Annotated in this window: 22 protein-coding genes; 18 read left to right on the top strand and 4 right to left on the bottom strand. The window is 62.0% G+C overall.

What is annotated here, in order from left to right:
* Positions 1 to 10: 10 nt before the first annotated feature.
* From nuoG to AC0V2Y_RS04745, 16 genes are all read left to right on the top strand, one after another.
* Positions 11 to 2,344: an NADH-quinone oxidoreductase subunit NuoG gene (nuoG, locus tag AC0V2Y_RS04820; protein WP_475415383.1), complete on the top strand. Its 2,334-nt coding sequence runs from the start codon at positions 11 to 13 to the stop codon at positions 2,342 to 2,344.
* Complete coding sequence (gene nuoH / locus AC0V2Y_RS04815; RefSeq protein WP_475415382.1) at positions 2,344 to 3,426, top strand: NADH-quinone oxidoreductase subunit NuoH; 1,083 nt, start codon at positions 2,344 to 2,346, stop codon at positions 3,424 to 3,426. The genes nuoG and nuoH overlap by 1 nt, the downstream gene beginning before the upstream one ends.
* A 14-nt stretch (positions 3,427 to 3,440) precedes the next feature.
* Positions 3,441 to 3,929 carry an NADH-quinone oxidoreductase subunit NuoI gene (gene nuoI, locus AC0V2Y_RS04810; RefSeq protein WP_010399726.1) on the top strand — a complete coding sequence of 163 codons (489 nt, stop codon included), beginning with the start codon at positions 3,441 to 3,443 and terminating at the stop codon, positions 3,927 to 3,929.
* A 66-nt stretch (positions 3,930 to 3,995) separates the two neighbouring features.
* On the top strand, positions 3,996 to 4,628 hold the full coding sequence (locus AC0V2Y_RS04805; protein WP_034779507.1) for an NADH-quinone oxidoreductase subunit J: 633 nt from the start codon (positions 3,996 to 3,998) through the stop codon (positions 4,626 to 4,628).
* Positions 4,625 to 4,933: an NADH-quinone oxidoreductase subunit NuoK gene (nuoK, locus tag AC0V2Y_RS04800; protein ID WP_010399724.1), complete on the top strand. Its 309-nt coding sequence runs from the start codon at positions 4,625 to 4,627 to the stop codon at positions 4,931 to 4,933. Before AC0V2Y_RS04805 ends, nuoK begins: the two co-directional genes overlap by 4 nt.
* A gap of 46 nt (positions 4,934 to 4,979) precedes the next feature.
* Positions 4,980 to 7,079 (top strand): NADH-quinone oxidoreductase subunit L, encoded by a 2,100-nt coding sequence (nuoL, locus tag AC0V2Y_RS04795; protein WP_475415381.1) that lies wholly within the window; start codon positions 4,980 to 4,982, stop codon positions 7,077 to 7,079.
* A gap of 29 nt (positions 7,080 to 7,108) precedes the next feature.
* A complete protein-coding gene (locus tag AC0V2Y_RS04790; protein WP_475415380.1) occupies positions 7,109 to 8,608 on the top strand; it encodes an NADH-quinone oxidoreductase subunit M in 1,500 nt (499 codons plus the stop codon).
* Positions 8,609 to 8,624: 16 nt separating this feature from the next.
* Positions 8,625 to 10,127, top strand: coding sequence for an NADH-quinone oxidoreductase subunit NuoN (gene nuoN / locus AC0V2Y_RS04785; RefSeq protein WP_475415379.1), 1,503 nt, complete (start codon positions 8,625 to 8,627; stop codon positions 10,125 to 10,127).
* A gap of 3 nt (positions 10,128 to 10,130) precedes the next feature.
* The gene (locus AC0V2Y_RS04780; RefSeq protein WP_475415378.1) at positions 10,131 to 10,460 is read left to right on the top strand and encodes a DUF2818 family protein; all 330 of its coding nucleotides are present in this window, start codon (positions 10,131 to 10,133) and stop codon (positions 10,458 to 10,460) included.
* A gap of 59 nt (positions 10,461 to 10,519) precedes the next feature.
* Entirely contained in the window at positions 10,520 to 11,092 is a 573-nt protein-coding gene (locus AC0V2Y_RS04775; RefSeq protein ID WP_475415377.1) for an NUDIX domain-containing protein, read from the top strand.
* A gap of 8 nt (positions 11,093 to 11,100) precedes the next feature.
* Complete coding sequence (locus tag AC0V2Y_RS04770; RefSeq protein ID WP_475415376.1) at positions 11,101 to 11,796, top strand: hypothetical protein; 696 nt, start codon at positions 11,101 to 11,103, stop codon at positions 11,794 to 11,796.
* Positions 11,797 to 11,808: 12 nt separating this feature from the next.
* Complete coding sequence (gene ispD, locus AC0V2Y_RS04765) at positions 11,809 to 12,522, top strand: 2-C-methyl-D-erythritol 4-phosphate cytidylyltransferase (protein ID WP_475415375.1); 714 nt, start codon at positions 11,809 to 11,811, stop codon at positions 12,520 to 12,522.
* 17 nt (positions 12,523 to 12,539) lie between these two features.
* Complete coding sequence (ispF, locus tag AC0V2Y_RS04760) at positions 12,540 to 13,040, top strand: 2-C-methyl-D-erythritol 2,4-cyclodiphosphate synthase (RefSeq protein ID WP_475415374.1); 501 nt, start codon at positions 12,540 to 12,542, stop codon at positions 13,038 to 13,040.
* Between the two features lie 211 nt (positions 13,041 to 13,251).
* Entirely contained in the window at positions 13,252 to 15,222 is a 1,971-nt protein-coding gene (locus AC0V2Y_RS04755; RefSeq protein WP_475415373.1) for a PKD domain-containing protein, read from the top strand.
* A gap of 115 nt (positions 15,223 to 15,337) precedes the next feature.
* On the top strand, positions 15,338 to 16,513 hold the full coding sequence (locus tag AC0V2Y_RS04750; protein WP_475415372.1) for a PQQ-dependent sugar dehydrogenase: 1,176 nt from the start codon (positions 15,338 to 15,340) through the stop codon (positions 16,511 to 16,513).
* Positions 16,514 to 16,570: 57 nt separating this feature from the next.
* Positions 16,571 to 16,873: a hypothetical protein gene (locus tag AC0V2Y_RS04745; RefSeq protein ID WP_436494861.1), complete on the top strand. Its 303-nt coding sequence runs from the start codon at positions 16,571 to 16,573 to the stop codon at positions 16,871 to 16,873.
* A 10-nt stretch (positions 16,874 to 16,883) separates the two neighbouring features.
* On the opposite strand, the gene AC0V2Y_RS04740 is transcribed toward AC0V2Y_RS04745, so the two are convergent.
* A complete protein-coding gene (locus tag AC0V2Y_RS04740; RefSeq protein WP_475415371.1) occupies positions 16,884 to 18,098 on the bottom strand; it encodes an MFS transporter in 1,215 nt (404 codons plus the stop codon).
* Positions 18,099 to 18,188: 90 nt separating this feature from the next.
* On the opposite strand from AC0V2Y_RS04740, the gene AC0V2Y_RS04735 reads away from it, so the two are divergent.
* Positions 18,189 to 18,809 (top strand): TetR/AcrR family transcriptional regulator, encoded by a 621-nt coding sequence (locus tag AC0V2Y_RS04735; protein ID WP_070224096.1) that lies wholly within the window; start codon positions 18,189 to 18,191, stop codon positions 18,807 to 18,809.
* Between the two features lie 8 nt (positions 18,810 to 18,817).
* On the opposite strand, the gene AC0V2Y_RS04730 is transcribed toward AC0V2Y_RS04735, so the two are convergent.
* Positions 18,818 to 19,156, bottom strand: coding sequence for an MmcQ/YjbR family DNA-binding protein (locus AC0V2Y_RS04730; protein ID WP_475415370.1), 339 nt, complete (start codon positions 19,154 to 19,156; stop codon positions 18,818 to 18,820).
* A gap of 515 nt (positions 19,157 to 19,671) precedes the next feature.
* Between AC0V2Y_RS04730 and AC0V2Y_RS04725 the strand changes: the two genes are divergently transcribed.
* The gene (locus AC0V2Y_RS04725) at positions 19,672 to 20,328 is read left to right on the top strand and encodes a CCXG family PEP-CTERM protein (RefSeq protein WP_475415369.1); all 657 of its coding nucleotides are present in this window, start codon (positions 19,672 to 19,674) and stop codon (positions 20,326 to 20,328) included.
* 92 nt (positions 20,329 to 20,420) lie between these two features.
* On the opposite strand, the gene AC0V2Y_RS04720 is transcribed toward AC0V2Y_RS04725, so the two are convergent.
* Positions 20,421 to 21,401 (bottom strand): FHA domain-containing protein, encoded by a 981-nt coding sequence (locus AC0V2Y_RS04720; protein ID WP_475415368.1) that lies wholly within the window; start codon positions 21,399 to 21,401, stop codon positions 20,421 to 20,423.
* The gene (locus AC0V2Y_RS04715; RefSeq protein WP_475415367.1) at positions 21,398 to 22,789 is read right to left on the bottom strand and encodes a S1 family peptidase; all 1,392 of its coding nucleotides are present in this window, start codon (positions 22,787 to 22,789) and stop codon (positions 21,398 to 21,400) included. Before AC0V2Y_RS04715 ends, AC0V2Y_RS04720 begins: the two co-directional genes overlap by 4 nt.
* Positions 22,790 to 22,835: the final 46 nt, after the last annotated feature.

The raw sequence follows: 22,835 nt of genomic DNA, 5'->3' as shown, positions 1-22,835 counted from the left end.
AACGATCACCATGGTTGAAATCGAAATAGACGGCAAAAAAGTCGAAGTCCCTGCTGGTAGCATGGTGATGGACGCCGCCAACAAATTGGGAACCTACATTCCGCACTTCTGCTATCACAAGAAATTGTCGATCGCAGCGAACTGCCGCATGTGCCTGGTCGAAGTGGAAAAGGCGCCGAAGCCTTTGCCCGCTTGCGCGACCCCGGTCAGTGCCGGCATGATCGTGCGCTCCGCCAGCGATAAAGCTGTGCAGGCGCAAAAGTCGGTCATGGAATTCTTGCTGATTAACCACCCGCTCGATTGCCCTATCTGCGATCAGGGCGGCGAGTGCCAGTTGCAAGACTTGGCTGTGGGTTACGGCAAGAGCGAATCGCGCTACAAGGAAGACAAGCGCGTCGTCACGCCGAAGGAAGCCGGTCCGCTGGTTTCCATGCAAGAGATGTCGCGCTGCATCCAGTGCACCCGCTGCGTGCGTTTTGGCCAGGAAGTGGCCGGCGTGATGGAGCTGGGCATGATCGGCCGCGGCGAACACTCGGAAATCGTGTCCTTCGTCGGCCAGTCGGTCGACTCCGAACTGTCGGGCAACATGATCGACCTGTGCCCGGTCGGCGCACTGACCTCGAAGCCGTTCCGCTACAGCGCCCGTACGTGGGAACTGTCGCGCCGCAAATCGGTCAGCCCGCATGACGGCCTGGGTTCGAACCTGATCGTGCAAGTGAAAGCTGGCAAGGTCAAGCGCGTACTGCCGCTGGAAAACGAAGCCGTCAACGAGTGCTGGATCTCGGACAAGGACCGTTTCTCGTACGAAGCGCTGGACAGTGCCGAACGCCTGACTTCCCCGATGCTGAAACAAGGCAACGAGTGGAAGGAAGTCGATTGGCAGACCGCGCTGGAATACGTGGCGCACGGTTTGAAAAATATCAAGCACGAGCATGGCGCCGACGCCATCGCCGCGCTGGCCACCCCGCATTCGACCGTCGAAGAGCTGGTCCTGCTGCAAAAAGTCGCCCACGGTCTCGGTAGCGAGAACGTCGACTTCCGCCTGCGCCAGACCGACTTCGCGCTCGATGCCAGTGTGAAACCATGGCTGGGCATGCCGATCAGCGAATTTGGCCAGATCAAGCGCGCCTTCGTCATCGGCTCCTTCCTGCGCAAGGATCACCCATTGCTGGCCACGCGTCTGCGCGCGTCCGTCAAGGGCGGCGCCAAGCTGTCGATCCTGCACGCCTCCGACGATGATCAACTGATCACCATCGCCAACAAGATGATCGCAGCGCCAAGCGATTGGCTGGCGGCCTTGTCGGAAGTGGTCGTCGCTGTTGCTAAAGCGAAAGAAATCGCCGCGCCAGCCGGTTTTGAAGCGCTTGTTGCTTCCGACGTGGCCGTCGCCATCGCCGCCAGCCTGATGGCCGGCGACCATGGCGCCGTGCTGCTGGGTAACGCGGCAACGCAACACCCGCAAGCGTCGCAACTGCATGCTGCCGCGCAATGGATCGCCGAACAGACGGGCGCCAAGCTCGGTTACCTGACGGAAGCGGCCAACACGGTAGGCGCGCACCTGGTCGCCAAGCCGCGCGCCAATGTGCAAGCCGCCTTTGCCGTACCGAAGAAAGCTTATGTGCTGCTGCACGCCGAGCCGGAACTCGACGCCGCCAATCCACAGGCGGCCCGCGCCGCCCTCGATGGCGCCGACATGGTCGTGGCGATGTCGGCCTTCAAGCACGGCATGGATTACGCCGATGTCTTGCTGCCGATTTCGCCATTTGCTGAAACTTCGGGCACCTTCGTCAACTGCGAAGGCCGTGCGCAAAGCTTCAACGGCACCGTCAAACCGCTGGCGGAAACCCGTCCAGCCTGGAAAGTGCTGCGTGTCCTGGGCAACATCCTGGGCCTGGCCGGTTTCGACTACGACACCTCGGAAGCGATCCGCGACGAAGCATTCGGCGCCGGCGTGACCGATCTGTCGGCACAGCTGAACAATATTGCCAAGAACGCACCGGAAGCGGCAAGCTACGCACCGGCCTCGCCAGCGCTGCAACGCATCGCCGACGTGCCGATCTACTTCGCCGACGCGCTGGTGCGCCGCTCCGAACCGTTGCAACGCACGGTCGACGGCGCCGCGCCGCAAGCCCATCTGTCGCCGGCATTGGCCGAGAAGCTGGGCATCAAGGCGGGCGACAAGGTCAAAGTGGCGCAAGGCTCCGGCAGCGCCATCCTGGTGGCGGCACTCCATGCCGGCCTGCCAGCCAATGTGGTCAAAGTGTCGGCGGCGCATGCCTCGACGGCCAGCCTGGGCGGCATGTTCGGTGACATCACAGTTGAAACAGCAGAGGGGAAAATCTGATGGCTCTGCCTGAATTTGTAAACGTCATCAACAGCAGCGGTCAGGATCTGCTGGGCGGCACGTGGCCGTTCTTCTGGACCCTGATCAAGATCCTGTGCGTGCTGTTGCCGCTGATGGGCCTGGTTGCCTACCTGACCTTGTGGGAACGCAAGCTGATCGGCTGGATCCAGATCCGCGTGGGCCCGAACCGCGTCGGCCCCTTGGGCTTGCTGCAGCCGATCGCCGATGCGCTGAAACTCTTGTTCAAAGAGATCATCATCCCGTCCAAGGCCGCCAAGGGCCTGTTCGTGATCGGCCCGATCATGACCATCATGCCGGCCCTGGCCGCCTGGTCGGTCGTGCCGTTCGGTCCGCAAGCCGTGCTGGCCAACGTCAACGCCGGCTTGCTGATGCTGCTGGCGATTACCTCGATGGAAGTCTACGGCATCATCATCGCCGGCTGGGCGTCGAACTCGAAGTACTCGTTCATGGGCGCCATGCGCGCGTCGGCACAGATGATTTCGTATGAAATCCCGATGGGCTTCGTGATGGTCATCGTGCTGATGGTCTCGGGCAGCCTGAACTTCATCGACATCGTCGGCGGCCAGCAGATCGGCTTCTTCGCCGACAAGGGCGTCAATTTCATGTCGTGGAACTGGCTGCCGCTGCTGCCGATGTTCGTCATCTACCTGGTGTCGGGCCTGGCTGAAGCCAACCGTCACCCGTTCGACGTCGTCGAAGGCGAGTCGGAAATCGTGGCCGGCCACATGGTCGAGTACTCGGGCATGGCCTACGCCATGTTCATGCTGGCCGAATACGCCAACATGATCCTGATCGGCGCCCTGGCTTCGATCATGTTCCTCGGTGGCTGGTCCGCACCATTTGCTTTCCTTGAGTTCTGGGGTGGTTTCGGCGGCTTCTTCTGGTTGTTCGCCAAGACCTTCTTCATCGTGTCGGTGTTCATCTGGGTACGCGGTACGTTCCCACGCTACCGTTATGACCAGATCATGCGCCTCGGCTGGAAAGTGTTTATCCCGTTGACGCTGGTCTACCTGGTCTTCGTCGCTGCCTGGATGCAGACATCCTGGAATATTTGGAAGTAAGAGAGTGCATACGAATGGATAAGGTAAAAGATTTCTTCAGCAGCCTCTTGTTAGGCGAGCTGATCAAGGGCATGGCGCTGACAGGCAAGTACATGTTTTCGCGCAAGATCACGGTGCAATTCCCGGAAGAGAAGACACCGATCTCGCCGCGTTTCCGTGGCTTGCACGCGCTGCGCCGCTACCCGAACGGCGAGGAACGTTGCATCGCCTGCAAACTGTGCGAAGCGGTTTGCCCGGCGATGGCCATCACGATCGAATCGGAACAGCGTGACGACGGTTCGCGCCGCACCACGCGTTACGATATCGACTTGACCAAGTGCATCTTCTGCGGTTTCTGCGAAGAGTCCTGCCCGGTCGATTCGATCGTCGAGACGCAAATCCTGGAATACCACGGCGAGAAACGCGGGGATTTGTATTACACGAAAGAGATGTTGCTGGCCGTAGGTGATCGTTATGAAAATGACATCGCCGCTGCGCGCGCCGCCGACGCACCTTATCGCTGATGGATGCGCCGCAGCTGACCAGCTGCGGCGCGCCCCTCGTTCATCTGTACGTCTATTGGGTTTTTTATGGACTTTAAAACAATTTTGTTTTACGCCTTCGCGCTGATCTTGATTCTGGCAGCGACGCGCGTCATCACGGCCCGTAATCCGGTCCACGCAGTACTGTTCCTGGTACTGTCCTTCTTCTCGGCAGCGGGCATCTGGATGCTGCTGCAAGCTGAATTCCTGGCCATCGTGCTGGTATTGGTGTATGTCGGCGCCGTGATGGTGCTGTTCCTGTTCGTGGTCATGATGCTCGATATCAATATCGACCGCATGCGCGAAGGCTTCTGGGGCTATCTGCCATTGTCCGTGACGGTGGGCGTGATCATCGTGCTGGAAATGGCCGCCGTCCTGTGGCACGGTTTCCGCAACTTTGCGCCTAGCATCGCGCCGGTGAACGTCAACCTGGGCGGCACCAAGGAACTGGGCCTGCTGATCTACACGAAATATGTGTTCGCCTTCGAAATCGCCGCCGTCGTGCTGCTGGTGGCCATCGTAGCCGCCGTCGCACTGACCCTGCGCAAACGCAAGGACACCAAGCATTTTGCTCCAGGCGATGCCGTGCGCGTCAAGCGCAACGACCGCCTGAAGATCATCAAGATGGACGCGGTCGTCGAGCGTCCTGCGGCTGAGCCGGAAGTTAAGGAGGCACCATGACATTATCGCTCACACATTTTCTGGTCCTGGGCGCGATCCTGTTCGCAATCTCGATCGTCGGTATTTTCCTGAACCGCAAGAACATCATCGTATTGCTGATGGCAATCGAATTGATGCTGCTGGCGGTGAATATGAATTTCATCGCGTTCTCCCATTTCATGGGCGACGCGGCCGGTCAGATCTTCGTTTTCTTCATCCTGACGGTTGCCGCCGCTGAGTCGGCTATCGGTCTGGCTATTCTGGTGGTGATGTTCCGTAATCTGGATACCATCAACGTCGAAGACCTGGACAGCCTCAAAGGCTGATGTTTTTCAGACTCGATCTCTCGAATAATAACGATTAAGGTTCATCATGGCGGGGCAACTCCTCAACCCTAACCTCCTTCTTGCCGTACCGCTGGCGCCGCTGGCCGGTGCCGCGATTGCAGGCTTGCTTGGCACCCAGTTCCTGGGTAATTTGGTCGGACGCAAGACGTCGCATACCGCGACGATCCTGGGCGTACTGATTGCGTTCATCCTGTCCGTGCAGACATTGCTGGCAGTGATGGATGGCGCGACATTCAATGGCACGATCTATAACTGGATGACGATCGGCACCCTGAAGATGGAAGTGGGCTTCCAGATCGATTCGCTGTCGGCGATGATGATGTGCGTGGTCACCTTCGTTTCCCTGATGGTGCATATCTACACGATCGGCTACATGAAGGACGACGAAGGCTACAACCGCTTCTTCGCCTACATCTCGCTGTTCACGTTCTCGATGCTGATGCTGGTCATGGCCAACAACTTCCTGCAACTGTTCTTCGGCTGGGAAGCCGTGGGCCTGGTCTCCTACCTGCTGATCGGTTTCTGGTACCAGCGTCCGACGGCCATCGTGGCCAACATGAAGGCTTTCCTCGTCAACCGCGTGGGCGACTTCGGCTTCATCCTCGGTATCGGCCTGCTGCTGGCCTATGCCGGCACCATGAATTACCAGGAAGTGTTCGCCAAGAAAGACGAACTGGCTCTGTTGAGCCTGCCGGGCACCGACTGGGCCCTGCTGACGGTGGCCTGCATCTGCCTGTTCATCGGCGCGATGGGCAAATCGGCGCAGTTCCCGCTGCACGTGTGGCTGCCTGATTCGATGGAAGGTCCTACCCCGATCTCGGCACTGATCCACGCCGCGACGATGGTGACGGCCGGTATCTTCATGGTCTCGCGCATGTCGCCGCTGTTCGAACTGTCCGACACGGCACTGTCCTTCATCCTGGTGATCGGCTCCATCACGGCGCTGTTCATGGGCTTCCTGGGCATCATCCAGAACGACATCAAGCGCGTCGTCGCTTACTCGACACTGTCGCAGCTCGGTTACATGACCGTCGCGCTGGGTTCGTCCGCGTACTCCGTGGCCGTATTCCACCTGATGACGCACGCATTCTTCAAGGCACTGCTGTTCCTGGGCGCCGGTTCCGTCATCATCGGCATGCACCACGACCAGGACATCCGCAACATGGGCGGCCTGCGCAAATACATGCCGATCACCTGGATCACTTCCCTGATCGGTTCGCTGGCCCTGATCGGCACGCCGCTGTTCTCCGGTTTCTACTCGAAAGACAGCATCATCGAAGCCGTCGAAGCGACGCACATCTGGGGTGCTGGCTTTGCCCAGTTCGCCGTGCTGGCTGGCGTGTTCGTCACCGCCTTCTACTCGTTCCGCATGTATTTCCTCGTCTTCCACGGCAAGGAACGTTTCGGCCAGGCGCATGCGCACGGTCATGACGACCATCACGCACCGAAAGCGGCCCATGGCGCGCACGGCGATGCACATGACGACCATCATGAAGAGGAAGAGGACGACCACGGCCACCACGGCCTGGAACCTGGCCAGAAGCCGCATGAATCCCCGTTCGTCGTCTGGTTCCCGCTGGTGATGCTGGCGATCCCTTCCTTGATCATCGGTTACCTGACGATCGGCCCGATGCTGCATGGCGATTTCTTCAAGGGCGTGATCTTCGTCGGCGAAAACCATCCAGCAATGGAAGAGTTGTCGCATGAATTCCACGGCGCGATGGCGATGGCGATCCACGGCCTGTCGACGGCACCGTTCTGGCTGGCATTGTCCGGCGTGGTGGCAGCCTACTACTGCTACATGGTCAACCCGCGTGTACCGGCCTGGTTCTTTGCCAAGTTCCACGCGATCCACACCCTGCTGGACAACAAGTACTACATGGACAAGTTCAATGAAGTCGTGTTCGCCGGCGGTGCCCGCTTGCTGGGTAATGGCCTGTGGAACTTCGGTGACAAGAAGCTGATCGACGGTTTCGTCGTCAATGGCAGCGCCAAGGTCGTCGCCTGGCTGTCCTCGCTGTCGCGAGTGTTGCAGACCGGCTACATCTATCACTATGCATTCGTGATGATCCTGGGCGTGCTGGGCTTCCTGATCTATTTCCTGCCATTCTGGCCCGCTAAGTAAGCTGACCTGATAAAAGAATACTGAGAACCATGATGCAGTCTACGATTTCTACATTACCTCCTTACCTGAGTCTGTCGATCTGGGTGCCGATCATTTGCGGCGTCCTGGTCCTGGCTCTCGGCCGTGACAGCAAAGCGGGCTTTACCCGCTGGCTGTCGCTGGCTGGCGCCGTGCTCAGCATGCTGTGCACCTTGCCGCTGATCCAGCATTTCGACAACGCCGCGCACGGCATGCAATTCGTCGAAAAAGCACCGTGGATTGAAACCTTCAATATCTGGTACTCGCTGGGTATCGACGGCCTGTCGCTGTGGTTCGTGCCGCTGACGGCCTTCATCACGGTCATCGTCGTCATTTCCGCTTGGCAAGTGATCGAGAAGCGCATCGCCCAGTACATGGGCTCCTTCCTGATCCTGTCGGGCCTGATGATCGGCGTGTTCTGCGCGCTGGACGGCTTGCTGTTCTACTTCTTCTTTGAAGCAACCCTGATCCCGATGTTCATCATCATCGGTATCTGGGGCGGTTCGAACCGCGTGTACGCGTCGTTCAAGTTTTTCCTGTACACCTTCTTCGGTTCGCTGCTGACCCTGGTTGCCATCATTTACCTGCGCAATGTGTCGGGCACCTTCGACATCCTGGCCTGGCACGCGTTCAAGCTGACGATGAACGAACAGATCTTCATCTTCCTGGCCTTCCTGATGGCGTTTGCCGTCAAGGTGCCGATGTTCCCCGTGCATACGTGGTTGCCGGACGTCCACGTGGAAGCGCCGACGGGCGGTTCCGCCGTGCTGGCCGCCATCATGCTGAAACTGGGCGCCTACGGCTTCCTGCGTTTTTCGCTGCCGATCACGCCGGACGCCAGCCACTACCTGTCGGGCTTCATGATCACCCTGTCGCTGATCGCCGTCATCTACATCGGTCTGGTTGCCCTGGTGCAAACCGACATGAAAAAACTGGTCGCCTATTCGTCGATCGCGCACATGGGTTTCGTCACCCTGGGCTTCTTCATGTTCAACGACATTTCGGTGCAGGGCGGTATCGTGCAGATGGTCTCGCACGGCTTCATCTCCGGCGCGATGTTCCTGTGCATCGGCGTACTGTATGACCGCATGCATACCCGCAACATCGCCGACTACGGCGGCGTCGTGAACCGCATGCCGAAATTTGCCGCCTTCTTCGTGCTGTTCTCGATGGCCAACTGCGGTCTGCCAGCCACGTCCGGCTTCGTCGGCGAGTTCATGGTGATCCTGGGCGCGGTGAAATACAACTTCTGGATCGGCCTGCTGGCTGCAACGGCACTGATCTGGGGCGCGGCGTACTCGCTGTGGATGGCCAAGCGCGTGGTGTTCGGCAAGATCAAGAACAAGCACGTGGCCGAATTGACCGACATCAACAAACGTGAATTCTTCATGCTTGCTGTGCTGGCCATCGCCGTGCTCGTGATGGGTCTGTACCCAGCCCCGTTCACCGACACGATGCAAACTTCGGTTGCCGACCTGCTGCAGCATGTCGCCATCAGCAAGTTGCCTTAAATAGAAGACCGATAACATGACTAATGCACCTAATCTGGTACCGCTGTACGCGGAAATCTTTCTGCTGATCGCCACGTCGGCGCTCTTGCTGATCGATATGTTCTTGCCTGCGGCGAAGCGTTCGATCACCTATGCGCTGTCCTTGCTGACCCTGGCCGGCTGCGCCTTGCTGACCGTGGGCGACTTCAACGCGGGCACCACCGTCTACACGTTCCACAACATGTTCGTGTCGGACCCGATGTCGCAGCTGCTGAAACTGTTCTCGTACGGCGCCGTGGCGTTGACCCTGATCTACTCGCGTGCCTATGCCACCGACCGCAGCATGCTGTCGGGTAACCTGGGCGGCGAGTTCTACGTGCTGGCCCTGTTTGCACTGCTGGGCCAGATGATCATGATCTCGGCCAACAACTTCCTGATCATCTACCTGGGTCTGGAACTGATGTCGCTGTCGCTGTACGCGCTGATCGCTCTGCGCCGCGACAATGCCAAGGCCACGGAAGCGGCCATGAAATACTTCATCCTGGGCGCGCTGGCTTCCGGTTTCATGTTGTACGGTATCTCGATGCTGTACGGCGCCTCCGGCACGCTGGACCTGGGCGAACTGCGCGTGGCGCTGGAAAACGGCAAGACCAATGGCACCATCATGGTCTTCGGCCTGGTGTTCCTCGTTGCCGGCCTGGCCTTCAAACTGGGCGTCGTGCCATTCCACATGTGGGTGCCTGACGTGTATCAAGGTTCGCCGACGGCCGTGACCCTGCTGCTGGGCGCGGCGCCGAAATTGGCCGCGTTCGCCATCACCCTGCGCTTGCTGGCCGAAGGCTTGCTGCCGATGGCGCATGACTGGCAGCAAATGCTGCTGGTGCTGGCCGTGATGTCGCTGGCCATCGGTAACTTCACCGCCATCGCGCAAACCAATTTGAAGCGCATGTTGGCGTACTCGACCATCGCGCAAATGGGCTTCGTGCTGCTGGGCTTGCTGTCCGGCACCGTCGATGCGCCGAACAACACCCTGAACGCGGCCGGCGCAGCCACCGCCTACGGCGCCTCGATGTACTACGTCATCACCTATGTGTTCACCACGCTGGGTACCTTTGGCGTGATCATGTTGTTGGCACGTAATGGTTTCGAAGCAGATGAATTGGCCGACTTCAAGGGCCTGGGCAAACGCAGCCCGATCTTCGCGCTGGTGATGACCCTGTTCATGTTCTCGCTGGCCGGCGTGCCGCCGCTGATGGGCTTCATGGCCAAGTACTCGGTGCTCGCTTCCGTGCTGGCCACGGGCCAGCTGTGGCTGACCATCGCCGCCGTGCTGTTCTCGCTGATCGGCGCCTTCTACTACCTGCGCGTCGTCAAGATGATGTGGTTCGACGAGCCGAGCGACAGCAACGCGCTGGTCGTGCATGGTGACATGCGCGTCGTGCTGGCCCTGAACGGCGTGTTCGTCCTGGCCCTCGGCGTGATGCCGAACAGCATCCTGGCTGCCTGCGCGACGGCCATCACCAAGACCCTGGCGTCCTGACCGATGGATGTCACCGCTTCGAGCTGGCTGGTGATCGCTCTGGGCATCCTGGGCGCGAACCTGCCTTTCCTGAACGAGAAACTGTTTGCCGCCGTGCCGCTGAAAAAGGCGGCGCAGGCAGACGGTGGCAAAGGCTGGCGCAAGCCGCTGGCGCTGCGCCTGCTGGAGATGGTGATTCTGTACTTCATCGTTGGCGCCGCGGCGTTCGCGCTCGAAGCGCGCATCGGCAACGGTTTCCCGCAGACGTGGGAGTTCTACGCCATCACGGGATGCCTGTTCCTGGTGCTGGCTTTCCCAGGTTTCGTGACTCGTTATCTGCGTAAACGCCGCTAGGCACCATCCTCCGAAAGCGGCGCCTCTGGCGCCGTTTTTTATTGAACATAAGGAAATGTATGGATACCCAAGCCACTGATACGCAATTGATTGAAACCAAGGTCGACGGCGAGCTCGTCTACCAGGGCGGCTTCCTGCGCGTGCAGCGCGACCGCGTTGCACTGCCGGATGGCAAGATCACGGCGCGCGAATTCGTTTTGCATCCGGGCGCCGTCGTGATCCTGCCGCTGCTCGACGATGGCACCGTGCTGATGGAACGCCAGTACCGCTATCCGCTGGACCGGGTCTTCATTGAATTTCCGGCCGGCAAGATCGACGCGGGCGAGTCCCACCTGGCCTGTGCCCAGCGCGAATTGCTGGAAGAGACGGGCTACACGGCGACCGACTGGCAATTCGTTTCCACCATTCACAACGCCATCGCCTATTCCGACGAGCACCTGGAACTGTTTTTGGCGCGTGGGCTCGTGGCGGGCGAACGCCAACTCGATGAAGGCGAATTCCTGGAAACGTTTACGGCCACCGTGCCGCAGCTGCTCGACTGGGTCCAGGATGGCACGATCACGGACGTGAAAACCGTGATCGGCATCTTCTGGCTCGACAAGATCACCAGCGGCGCCTGGCAAGCGGCCTGATTCCCCACATGCGCGCGGTTCTCTTCCTGCTGCTGGCGTCGGCCTGCCTGGACACGCTGGCGGCAGCGCGCACGCCGTTCCAGGTGCGCTGCGAAGACACGATCAGCAAGACGGTGTCCGTGCTGACGGCGCAGCAGAACGGCTACAGCATCGATACGCATCTGCCGTACAAGGCGCTGACGGTGATGAAGGGCACGGCGCGCGCGAATACCTGGGTGCTGGGCCTGACGAAGACGGATTCGCGCGTGGCCATCGCCCTGGCCGGTCCCATGCTGCAAGACCCGGCCAGCGGCTATGAATGCGTGGCGCCGCAGATTACCGTGAGCCTGACGTATGCGCCCGTGGTGATCTACATCGGCCGCGAATTTGCGCCCGGCACGTGCGCGTATGATGAGATACTCGCGCACGAGCTGCGGCACATGAAAACCTATATGGAACACTTGCCGCGCGTGGAAAAGACCGTGCGCGCGGCGCTGGCCAAACGCTTCGAGGCGCGGCCCCTGTACGCGCCCAGCGGTACGGCCAAGGCGGCGCTGGCGCGCGAGATCGATACGGGCTGGTTGCCGTATATCAAGGCGGAAATGCGCAAGGTGGAAACCTTGCAGGCCGCCATTGATTCTCCGCAAGAATATGCGCGCCTGGGCAAGGCGTGCAAGGGAGAAATCCAGAACATCCTGGCGGGCAAGGCAACGCCCGCCAACTAGACAAGGAATGGCATGACAGCAGCACCGAATAGCGTCCGTTACTTTGCCCTGATCCCCGCCGCCGGCGTGGGCGCGCGCATGGAAGCGGGCAGTCCCAAGCAATATTTACAGATCGCCGGCAAGCCCATGCTGCGCCACGCGCTCGACGCCTTTCTCGCCAGCCCCCTGATCGCGCATACCTATGTCGTCGTCAGCGCCGACGATGGCGTGATCGACACGGTCGTGCCGGAGCAAGGGGCAGGGGGGGGCATATCGGTGCTGCGCTGCGGCGGCGCCACGCGCATGGAAACGATATTGAACGCCCTGCAAGCCTTGCACGGCTGCATCGATGCCCATGACCAGGTGCTGGTGCACGATGCGGCCCGTCCCGGCCTGACGCCGGCGCTGATCGCAAAACTGATCGCGGAAGTGGGCGACCATGCGGCCGGCGGCTTGCTGGCCTTGCCCGTGGTCGATACCGTCAAGCGGGCCGGGCCGGGCAGCCTGTCGGCGCAGACGGTGCCGCGCGACGGCCTGTGGCTGGCGCAGACGCCGCAAATGTTCAGCTATGCCTTGCTGCACCGGGCACTATCCGAAGCGCCCGATCCGTTGGCGATCACGGACGACGCCAGCGCAGTCGAAGCGCTGGGCCTGGCGCCGAAACTGATCGAGGGCCACCCGCGCAACCTGAAGGTGACCCTGCCGCGCGACATCCACACGGCCGAGCTGTATTTGGCCCATCCTTGAATTCCAGAGAGACCCGCATGAACACAACGACACCCGACCTCCCTTTCCGCATCGGCCAGGGCTATGACTGCCACGCGCTGGTGGAAAACCGCGACCTGATCATCGGCGGTGTGAAGATTCCCCATCACCTGGGCCTGCTGGGCCATTCCGACGCCGACGTGCTGCTGCACGCGATTACCGACGCCATCTTCGGCGCCGCCGCCCTGGGCGACATCGGCCGCCATTTCCCCGACACGGACGCGCAGTTCAAGGGCGCCGATTCGCGCACCCTGCTGCGCGAAGCCGTGCGCCGCGTGCAGGCGACGGGCTATGTGGTCGGCAATATCGACGCCACCATCATCGCCCAGCGCCCGAAGATGGCGCCGCACATCGCCGCCATGTGCGCGAACGTGGCCGCAGACCTCGGTGTGACCGTGGGCCAGGTCAATATCAAGGCCAAGACGAATGAAAAGCTGGGCTACCTGGGCCGCGAAGAGGGCATTGCGGCCGAAGCCGTGGCTTTGCTGCTGCGCGCCTGAGCTAACCCTGCCGTACCTTTTTAATGATTCTTGAAAATTAATATTTCCAAAGTGGAATTTAGTGAAAATTTAACGTTATTGTCATGATAATATTTGTCCGCTTTTTCGGACGCGACAAGACGTCACTTTATAACCACGGGAAATATTGAGAGAACGGAATCATATGCGTAGTCGTATGCAGGGACCAGCAGTGCGCTGTTTGATAGCGGGTATGTTGGCCATGGCCATGTTGGCCGGATGTGGCGGCGGTGGCGGCGGCAGTGAAACTGCGCCGCCGCCCGTGGCGGCCGTGCCGCAGCCTGCCATCCTGTTTGCCGGTGCCGTGTCGGCGGCGGCAGAAGGCGCCGATGCTGTCGGCAGCATGGGCGGGCAGATTGAACTCGATGCCGGCAGCAGCAAGGATAGCGACGGCGGGACGCTGAGTTTTGCCTGGAGTCTGGTCTCCAAGCCTGCCGGCAGCGGCCTGAACATGGGTGCTGTCGCGACCCCCAAAATGAACTTCCAGCCCGACGCCCTGGGCACGTATATCTTCAAGCTGCGCGTGACGAATAGCAAGGGCGGCTTTGCGGAAAAGAACGCCACCGTGCTGGTGAATAACCGGGTGCCGAATGCGGTGGTGGTGGTCAATGCGACGTTTACGGCGCAGCCGCTCGTGAAGGATGCCGTGAGCGTCTCGGCAGGTTCCGGCATCGTCCTCGATGCCACCGGCAGCACCGACGCGGACGGCGACAAGGTGACCACAACGTGGGAGCTGATCCAGAAGCCGGCCGGTAGCAGCGCCACGCTGTTTGTCGCGGGGCAAACCGCGCGTTTCGCCCCAGATGTAGTTGGTCTGTATAAAGTGCGCGCCCGCGGCGCGGACGGCAAGGGCGCGTATGCCGAAACGGTGTACCAGTTCGATGCCAACAACAGCATGCCGACGGGCGTGATCCAGGGCACGGTGGCCGTGGTCAGCCGCAGCAACCAGACCGTGCCCGTTGGCCAGCCGGTGGTGACCAGCGGCATCCTGAGCTATGACGAGGGTGGCGCGCAATTGACCTATGCCTGGGCGGTCGACAGCCGGCCTGCCGCTTCTGTTGCCGTGCTGGGCGCAGCAGCGACTGCCATACCATCGTTCACGCCGGACGTGGCCGGCGCTTATGTGCTGTCCTTGACGGTCAGTAATGGCCGGCAAACGGCGGTGGCCTACCTGAAGTTCAATGCCGTTATCGCATCCTATAGTGTCGTGGCCTTGCCTTTCACGCCGCAGGATGTGCGCTACAGCAAGGGACTCGATCGCCTGGTCATGATCAGCACCGATCCTGACGCCGTGAAAATCACCAACCCGGTTGATGGCGTCACTACCAGCATCAGTCTGCCAACCGCGGTCAAGTCGTTTAATCTGAGTCCGGACGGTAAGCTGGCCGCGGTATTGCATGAAGGCGTGGTCAGTCTGGTTGATCTGGTGGCAGGGCAACTGCTGCGCTCTACAGGCACAGACGGTACGCAGACGGAGGTATTCACGACCAATGATGGCATCGTTTTTCTGATGGGCCAATCTGTCGGCACGTCGTCGCGAGCGGCCATTACTGTGCTCAATGGGCGTACCGGCCAGGTCCTGCCTGGACTTGATTATGCCAACGGCTTCTATGGGACGCTGCGTGGCGTTTTTGCGGTATCCAAGAACAAGGCATTTGTAGCGCAGGGATATTCATCCGCTATCTCGTATTTCTCCATAGACCCGCAAAGCAACGCGATTCAGGCCAGTGCCTATGCCTATGTCGACTACCCGGCGGTGGCCCCGCTGTTCTTGTCGCCCAAGGAAGATCTGCTGTTTACGGCGGCTGGCACGTACTTCAGTACCGACACGCTGAAATATGTCGGCCGCTTTATCCTCAGTTCGGCTGGTAACACTGTGCTGTCAATGAGTCACTCGCCCGTGAAGGCGGAAGCGCTGCTCATGGAAACATCGTACAGCTATATGTATCCGGTTGGCGATGTGACCTACCAAGCAAGCTACAAGCGTTTCAGTGGCGAGTTGTTGTTCCCTGATGGTAGCGTCACCTTGCCCGTCATTGGCGGCGAGCAAAGTTACGGCATCGGCATCTTCCATACGGCCGCTGGCGAGCCTGTGGCGCTGGTGCAGACCGGTGGCGCACAGAAAAACACGCCGCGCGTCAAGTACCATCTGATCTATCGTTGATAGTCGCTGTCAGGCGGCGCGCCCGCCTGGCAATCTGTGCTATTTTTAGAAGGCGGCGCGATGGCACAGACCATCCCGGCCGCCTTTTTTCATAGCCGACACAGGAGAATCCCGGATGCTCAACATCAAGCGCACATACCTTGCCACCGCACTGCTGCTGGGAGCCTTCGCCGCTTGCGCCGTGCCCGCCCACGCCGAACTGCAAGCCACGGGCGAGCCGCCCGCCGCCAGACAGGGCTGGAAAGCCGAGACCGTCGCGCAGGGCGTGCGCCAGCCGTGGGGCATCGCCTGGCTGGGCGAGGGGCGCGCGCTGGTGACCAGCAAGCAGGGGACACTGCATCTGCTCAATGGCAAGACTTTTACCGACGTGGCGCTGGAAGGCATGCCGGCCGTCTTCACGGGCGGGCAGGGCGGCTTGCTCGACATCGTGCTGCATCCGCAGGATGCGGGCAAGCCGAACCCGCGCGTCTACATGACGGTGTCGACGGGCACGAATGACGCGAACCGCACGACCCTCGTGCGCGGCGTGTTCGACGGCAAGAAGGTGACGGGCATCCAGACCCTGTTCAAGGTCGCCACCGACAAGAGCGGCGGCCAGCATTTCGGTTCGCGCCTGCTGTGGCTGCCGGACGGCACCTTGCTGATGAGCGTGGCCGATGGCGGCAATCCGCCGCTGCGCATCGGTGACCGCCTGGCGCGCGAGCAGGCGCAGAATCTGGCCACGCACCAGGGTTCCATCCTGCGCCTGACGCAAGACGGCAAACCGGCGCCCGGCAATCCCCTTGCCGCCAAGGGCGCCTTGCCGGAAATCTGGTCGTACGGCCACCGCAACGTGCAGGGCCTGGCGCTCGACCCCGTGTCCGGCCGCGTGTGGGCCACGGAACACGGCCCGTACGGCGGCGACGAGCTGAACCTGGTGGTGGCGGGCGGCAACTACGGCTGGCCCCTGCAAAGCTATGGTGCCGACTATACGACGCATGAGCCCGTCGGCAAGCATGAGGTGCCCGGCATGCTCAATCCCAGCGTGGCCTGGGTGCCGTCGCCGGCCCCGTCGGGCCTGGCCGTCTATACGGGCGACAAGATCGCCGCCTGGCGGGGCAGCATCTTCAGCGGCGGCCTGGCGGCCAAGGACATCCGCCGCATCGCCGTCGACGCGAACGGCAAGGTGACGGCGCAGGACCGCCTGGCCATCGGCGCGCGCGTGCGCGACGTGCGCCAAGGGCCGGACGGCTACCTGTATGCGCTGACGGACGAAGACAACGGCCGCCTGCTGCGCATCGTGCCGCAGTAATACGCCAGGCGCCATCTTCGCTTAAGATGGCGCCTTTATTTCATTCAAGGTGGCGGCATGGCCCGTGATACTTATGCATACCGGCACGTTGCCGTCGAATCGCGCGCCATCCATGGCCGCGTGGAAATCCGCCCCGTGCCGGGCCAGGCCTTTTCGCCCGAGCTGGCGGTGCAGTGCTCGCGCCGCCTGTCGGACCTGCAGCGTTATCCGCTGGGCAGCCGCTTCTTGTTGTTCGCCAAGCTGACGGACCGCCTGGGCGGCACGCCCTTCCTGTATGCGTATCACGGCGATGCGGACGTGCCCATGACGCCGGCCGAAGTGACGAAATTCCTCGGCGAATTCCGCCGCGGCCGCATCTGAAGGCACGCTCCTACGACGCTGGGCACGCCGCGCCGGCCTTGGCGCCGGCCTGCGGCTTGCCGAAGAGCGCGATCGTCAAGGCGCAGCCGAGGGCGAACAGGCCGCCCACCACCATCGCGCTGGACACGCCCAGCCGGTCGACGGCCATGCCGCCGAGCAAGGCGCCCGACGCCAGCGATACTTGCACAATCGCAACGAACAGCGCGCTGCTGCCTTCCATCAAGTGGGGCGCCGCCTTGAACATCCACGTCTGCACGGCGATCGGCATGGCGCCGAAACCGAAGCCCCAGACGGCCACCAGCAGCATGGCCGTCACGGAATGGCTGCCGAACGCGGCCAGGGCCAAGGTGGACAGGCCCAGCACGGCGCCCGTCGCCATCAGCGCGGCCCGTTCGTAGCGCCCGGCGGCCCAGCCGCCCACGAGGTTGCCGATGAAGCCGGAAGCGCCGTACACGAGCAGCATGGCGCTGACCGTGCCGGCTGCCAGATGCGAGATCTGCGTGAGGAAGGGGGCGATATACGTGTAGGCGGCGAACTGGCCCGTGAAGAGCATGGCCGTGGCGATCAGGCCCAGCCTGGCCTTGCGGATGCCGAAAATCATCGGCAACTGGCGCAGGCGGATGGCTTGTGTCGGCGGCAGTTTGGGCAGCAGCAACAGCTGGCCTATGAAGACCAGCACGGCAATGGCGCTGGCCGCGCCGAAAGCCACGCGCCAGCCCACCAGCTCGCCCACCAGCGCGCCGGCCGGCACGCCCGCCACCGTGCCCAGCGAGACGCCGGCGAAGATGATGGACATGGCGCGCGACGCATGCTGCGGTGCCACCAGGCGCGGGCCGATGGCGCTGCCGATGGCCCAGAAACCGCCCACGCCCACGCCCAGCATGGCGCGGCCCAGCAGTATCGCCCCATACGAGGGCGCCAGCGCCACCAGCAGGTTCGAGGCGACGAGCAGGGCGGTAAGGGCCAGCAGCACGATGCGGCGGTCCAGCCGGCCCGAGCCGACGGTGACGAAGATGGCGGCAAAGGCGGCAACGATGCCGGGCGTGGTGATCATCAGTCCCGCCTGGCCCTTGCTGATGGCCAGTTCGGCGGCCATGGCCGGCAGCAGGCCGACGGGCAGGAATTCGGAGGTGACGAGGGCGAAGGCGCCGATGCCGACCGATAAGACGGCCAGCCACGGCGCCACGGTGGTATCGTCGGCAGAGGTGTTGGAAGGTGTGTGCATAGGGTTCCTGAAAAGCCGGGAGGTTTTTAACCGGTCGGTATATAATCAGGGCAGGCAGACAGTGTTGTCAATAATTTTTTACCGAACGGTATGAAACAAGATAAAAAAGAGGAAGTCGTCAAGGCGAAAACGGGGCGGCCACGCACCTTCGACGCGGACGAGGCGCTCGATTGCGCCATGAAGGTGTTCTGGGAAAAGGGCTATGAGGGCAGTTCGCTGCCGGAATTGACGAAGGCCATGGGCATGAACCGGCCCAGCCTGTATGCCGTCTTCGGCAACAAGGAGCAATTGTTCCACAAGGCGCTCGAGCGCTACAGCGATACGCGCATGCGGTTTTTCGATGCGGCGCTGGAACAGCCGACGGCGCGCCAGGTGGTGGAAGCCTTGCTGACGCAGTATGTCGACGCGCAAACCATGCCGGACGGCCCGCACGGCTGCATGGGCGTCAATGCGGCGCTCGCCTGCAGCGACGATGCCTTGCCGATCCGCGATGAATTGTTCGCGCGCCGGCTGCGCGGCGAGATCAAGTTGCGCGACCGCTTGCGGCGCGCCAAGGAAGAGGGGGATTTGCCGCCCGATTCCTGCCCGGAGCAGCAGGCGCGCTTTGTCGTGACCCTGTCGCAGGGCATGGCCATCCAGGCGGCGGCGGGCGTCTCGCGGGAACAGTTGCAGCAGATGGTGGGTTTGCTGTTGCGCAATTGGCCGATGTAGCAGGCGCCTTACCCGGCCTGGTCGATGGTCTTGGCCAGGTCGCTGGGCGCCTTGCGGCGCCAGGCGGCCGTCAGGGCGGCGGCCAGCATGTCCAGCTCGGCGTCCGCCAGGCATACCGTGATGCCGGCCAGGCGTTCGCCCCACCAGAGTTTCTCGCAGCCGGAGGGCGTGATGACGGTGGCGATATGCGCCGCTTCCGCATCGAGCAGCACGTTGATGTGCTCGTCATCGGGCAGGGTGGCGAAGATCTTCCCGCCCACGCGGAAGGCTGGACGGTCGTGGTGTTCTTCCTCGGTCGTGTCGGGAAACGACAGTGCCAGATAGCGTAGTTCTTCCAGGTCGACCATTCCTCTTTCCCCCTCATCGGACAGATAGCAGCGTGACTACATTTTGCCATGCTGTTTCGCCCCGTGGTGCAGCGGCATGCGAAAAGAAATGCGCGCGATGCGACAGTGCCGGCCTGGTCTGTGGTACCGCCGCGACACGCCGCGCACCGCAGATGGCCGTCGCGCCGGAGTGGAACACGCCTTTTTTCTGCCTCCGGATGAGTGCTTGCCAGAAAAATATCTTTCATGGTTAAAAGAAAAATAATTTTCTTCTAGGGAATTTACGCTAGAATAGTTTCAACGTCTTGCCTGACCCGTCAACTGTCTGACCTTGTCCCGGGAACCCGAACCCTTTCCAGGACGCTTGCGGTGCCGCCATGGCACGCTGCAAGTCCGCGCTGTTACGCGGAAGTTCACGCCCCCGACCGCTCATTCCCGCAATCCCCAGCGCTTTGCCGACACGCCTCAATGCAGCGTGTATTCAGCTCCAGCGCTCCTTGCTGCGCCCACTGAATACTTACTTACTGGATACCATCATGAAAAACTTGCCTAAAATCGCTCTGTCCCTGATCGCCGTCGGTGTGTTTGCCCACGCGAACGCCAGCACCATCACCGTTTCCACCGGCTACTCGGACGCTGGCGCGCAAAGCTCCGCCGCCGCCTATGAGTCCGTGGTGAATGCCGCCGTGGCCACGCCAGGCGCCGGTTATGGCTCGACGACGATTGCCAGCTACGATAACTTCAACAACAGCGGCCTGTTCGGCAGTGGCTCGAACATCGCCTTCAAATCCGTCATCAACTTTGGCGTCAGCGCGGCCGACGCGGGCGCCTGGAGCTTCCGCAGCGGCGTCGATTTCGGCAAGGGCGGCGCCCTGTTCCTCGACGGTGTGGCGCTGGACTTCAAGAGCAACGACATGTGGTGGGCAGGCAACTACGACAATGGCAGCCAGTTCTTCAGCGGTTCGAGCATCCTGGCGGCCGGCAACCATACCTTGAGCATCTATGGCCTGGAAGACTGCTGCGATGGCGGCCAGCAAGCGCAGTTCAAGGCGGGCAACAATAATTTCGTCAGCTTTGGCGCCAACGATGGCTTGATCTCGGCCGTTCCTGAGCCGACCACCTACGCCATGCTGCTGATCGGCCTGGGCTTGCTGGGCTTTACGGCGCGCCGCAAGCAGGAAGCCAAGTTCTAAGTTTGTATCGCCGATCTCGCCGCGCCTGATGGCGCGCGATAAAAAGCCCGCCGGTCTGTCAGGACACGGCGGGCTTTTTGCATGCTGGCGCGTTAATCGCCGCTGTCTTCGTCTTCGTCGGCGCCCTTGGCCGCCTTGCCCCGTTCGGCATCGACGGCGCGCTGCAGGCTGGCCGCATCGCGGAAGAAGGCGTCCGTCGTGTGATCCGGGCTCAGGCGCAAGGCCGGCGGGTAGAGCGCCGACATGTACGCCTCGTCGGCCAGGCGGCCGCTGATCTGCAGGTTGCTCAGCAGGATCAGGCTCGAGCCAAGGATGGCCAGCACCACGGCAACGAGGCCGAAGCGGCGCGGATGCTGCGGCTTGATCGTGCGCAAATGGTAGTAGATCATGGCGCAGACGATGACGATGAACATATGCCGTCCGTAGCGCGTCAGCGCTTCGAGCGAGAGCGCATACGCCGCCACGTTGCTTGCCAGTTCCCACACTTCCATGGCCAGCAAGCCGCAGCCGATGATGAACAGGTGGCGGCCGAAGCGCGCCATATGGCCGAACAGGCGGTTCGCCACGGCCCAGATGGAAGCCCAGACGAGGCCGCCACCGAGCGCATACGCGATGACCATCAGGTAGGAAATCGGGTCGAAGGCGTCCGCATCACTTAACCAGTTGCTGAAGGCGGCCGAGGCGCCGATCATGGCCAGGCCGGCGACGGCGGGGCGCAAGCCTTCCCAGTCGTGCCTGGTCGTGTCGCTCAGTTCGGGCGCCACCGGATGGTCGCTGGCGCGCACGCGCAGGCGCGTGTGGCCCAGGCGCACGATGCTGTTGCCGTTCAGGGACACTTGCGGTTGCCGCTGTCCCCGGTGGATCACGCCATTCTGGCTGCCCAGGTCGCGCAGCAGCAGGCCGCCTGCGCCATCGTCCTCGACAATGGCGTGCTCGGCCGCCGTATGCGCGTCGTCGAGGATGAAGTCGTTGTCATAGCCGCGCCCGATGCGGATCGGCAGGGATTCAATGCGCTGGCGCTGCCGCACTTCGCCATTTTCGGCGAGGATTTCGATGTAATAGGGAGGCTTCATGGCTTGCGGCTGCTTTCCCGCGACAGCGCTTCGAGGAAGGTGCGCGTGACGCGCAAGCCGTTGGCGTAGGACACGCCGCGCGCGTCGATGCGGCTTTGCAGGCTCATGAGCGGCTCATCGGTACTGGCCGCCAGCAGGGCAAAGTCGTACAGTCCCGTAAACTTGCGGTAGGCGCGCACGCACAGGACGGCGCGCAGGGGCAGGGTGGTGTTCTTGACGAACTGTTCGGTGCAATGGGGGCCCGTCAGGTGCGCGCTCTTGTAGCTGCCGAAACTTTCATTCTTGAACGAGGCGCTGGCCAGCTCGGAAAAGCGCAGCGCGCCCAGTTCGCTGCTGCGCAGAAATTCGTGGCGCATCGACACTTGCCCCGTCTGCAGGGCGCCGGAAATGAAGATGGCCGACTCCATGGCGCAGCTGGTGTTGTCGAGCATGTAGGGCTTGTCGGACTTGACGTTGGAGCGGCCCCAGCAGCGCATCTGGTCGGACTCGCGCACGGGCACGCGGTAGGGGCCCATGGTTTTCAGGCTCAACGGTGTGTCGAGCAGGCGCGCCAGCATGACGTCCTGGTGCGCCAGCAACTGCGCCGTCACCAGCGGCTTGAAGTCCTTCGGCGGCTTGCCTTGCAGGGCGACCTTGGCCAGCAATTGCTGCGCATAGCGGGCCGGCACGAGAAAACTGACGAGTTCGCCGTCGAGGCGTTTCGACACGTTCACGCCCGCGACGTCGCCATTCGCGGTGACGCTGGGGCCGCCGCTCATGCCGGAATTGATCGGTCCCGTAAACATCAGCTGGTCGTAGAAGCTGCGCGTGACGACGCCGTTGTACGAGCCTTCCGAAATGGCGAAGCCCAGGTCCAGCGGGTTGCCCATCGAATACAGGTACTGGCCCTGCGTCAGCGGTGCCAGCGTCTCCGGCATCTTGAAAAAGCCCGTGCCGTGGCGGTTCACGCGCAGCACGGCCAGGTCGTGCAGCACGTCGACGGCCAGCAACTCCACATTGCCCCGCTGGCCGCTGGTGTCGACCCATTCGCCCACATAGGTGTCGGGGTCGAGCGCGAATTGCGACACCACGTGATAGTTGCTCACCACCAGGTCGCCCGTGCCGATCAAAAAGCCCGAGCCGACCGACGATTGCGTGCGGCCGTTTTTCAGCAGCACGCGCACTTGCAAAATATCGGCGCGCGCGGCCGTATAGAGTTTTTGCGCGGCGGACGAGGGTGGCGGCAGGGCCGCGTGTTCGGTGGCGGCGGGCGCGGCGGTGGCCGGCGGCGGTTTTACGGGGGGAGTCGAAGCGGTGGTGGCCGCGGCTGGCGCCGGTGGCGGGGCCGCGTGGGCGCCTGCGCCAGCGCACAGGCTGGCCAGCAAGCAGGCGAGGTTAGATAATTTCATGCATCCTTTGTGCGTGAGCAGCAGCGAAGCGGGCGCCCAGGCGGCG

The organism is Janthinobacterium sp. BHSEK (assembly GCF_056174685.1).
This window is presented reverse-complemented; position numbering and strand designations above follow the sequence as displayed.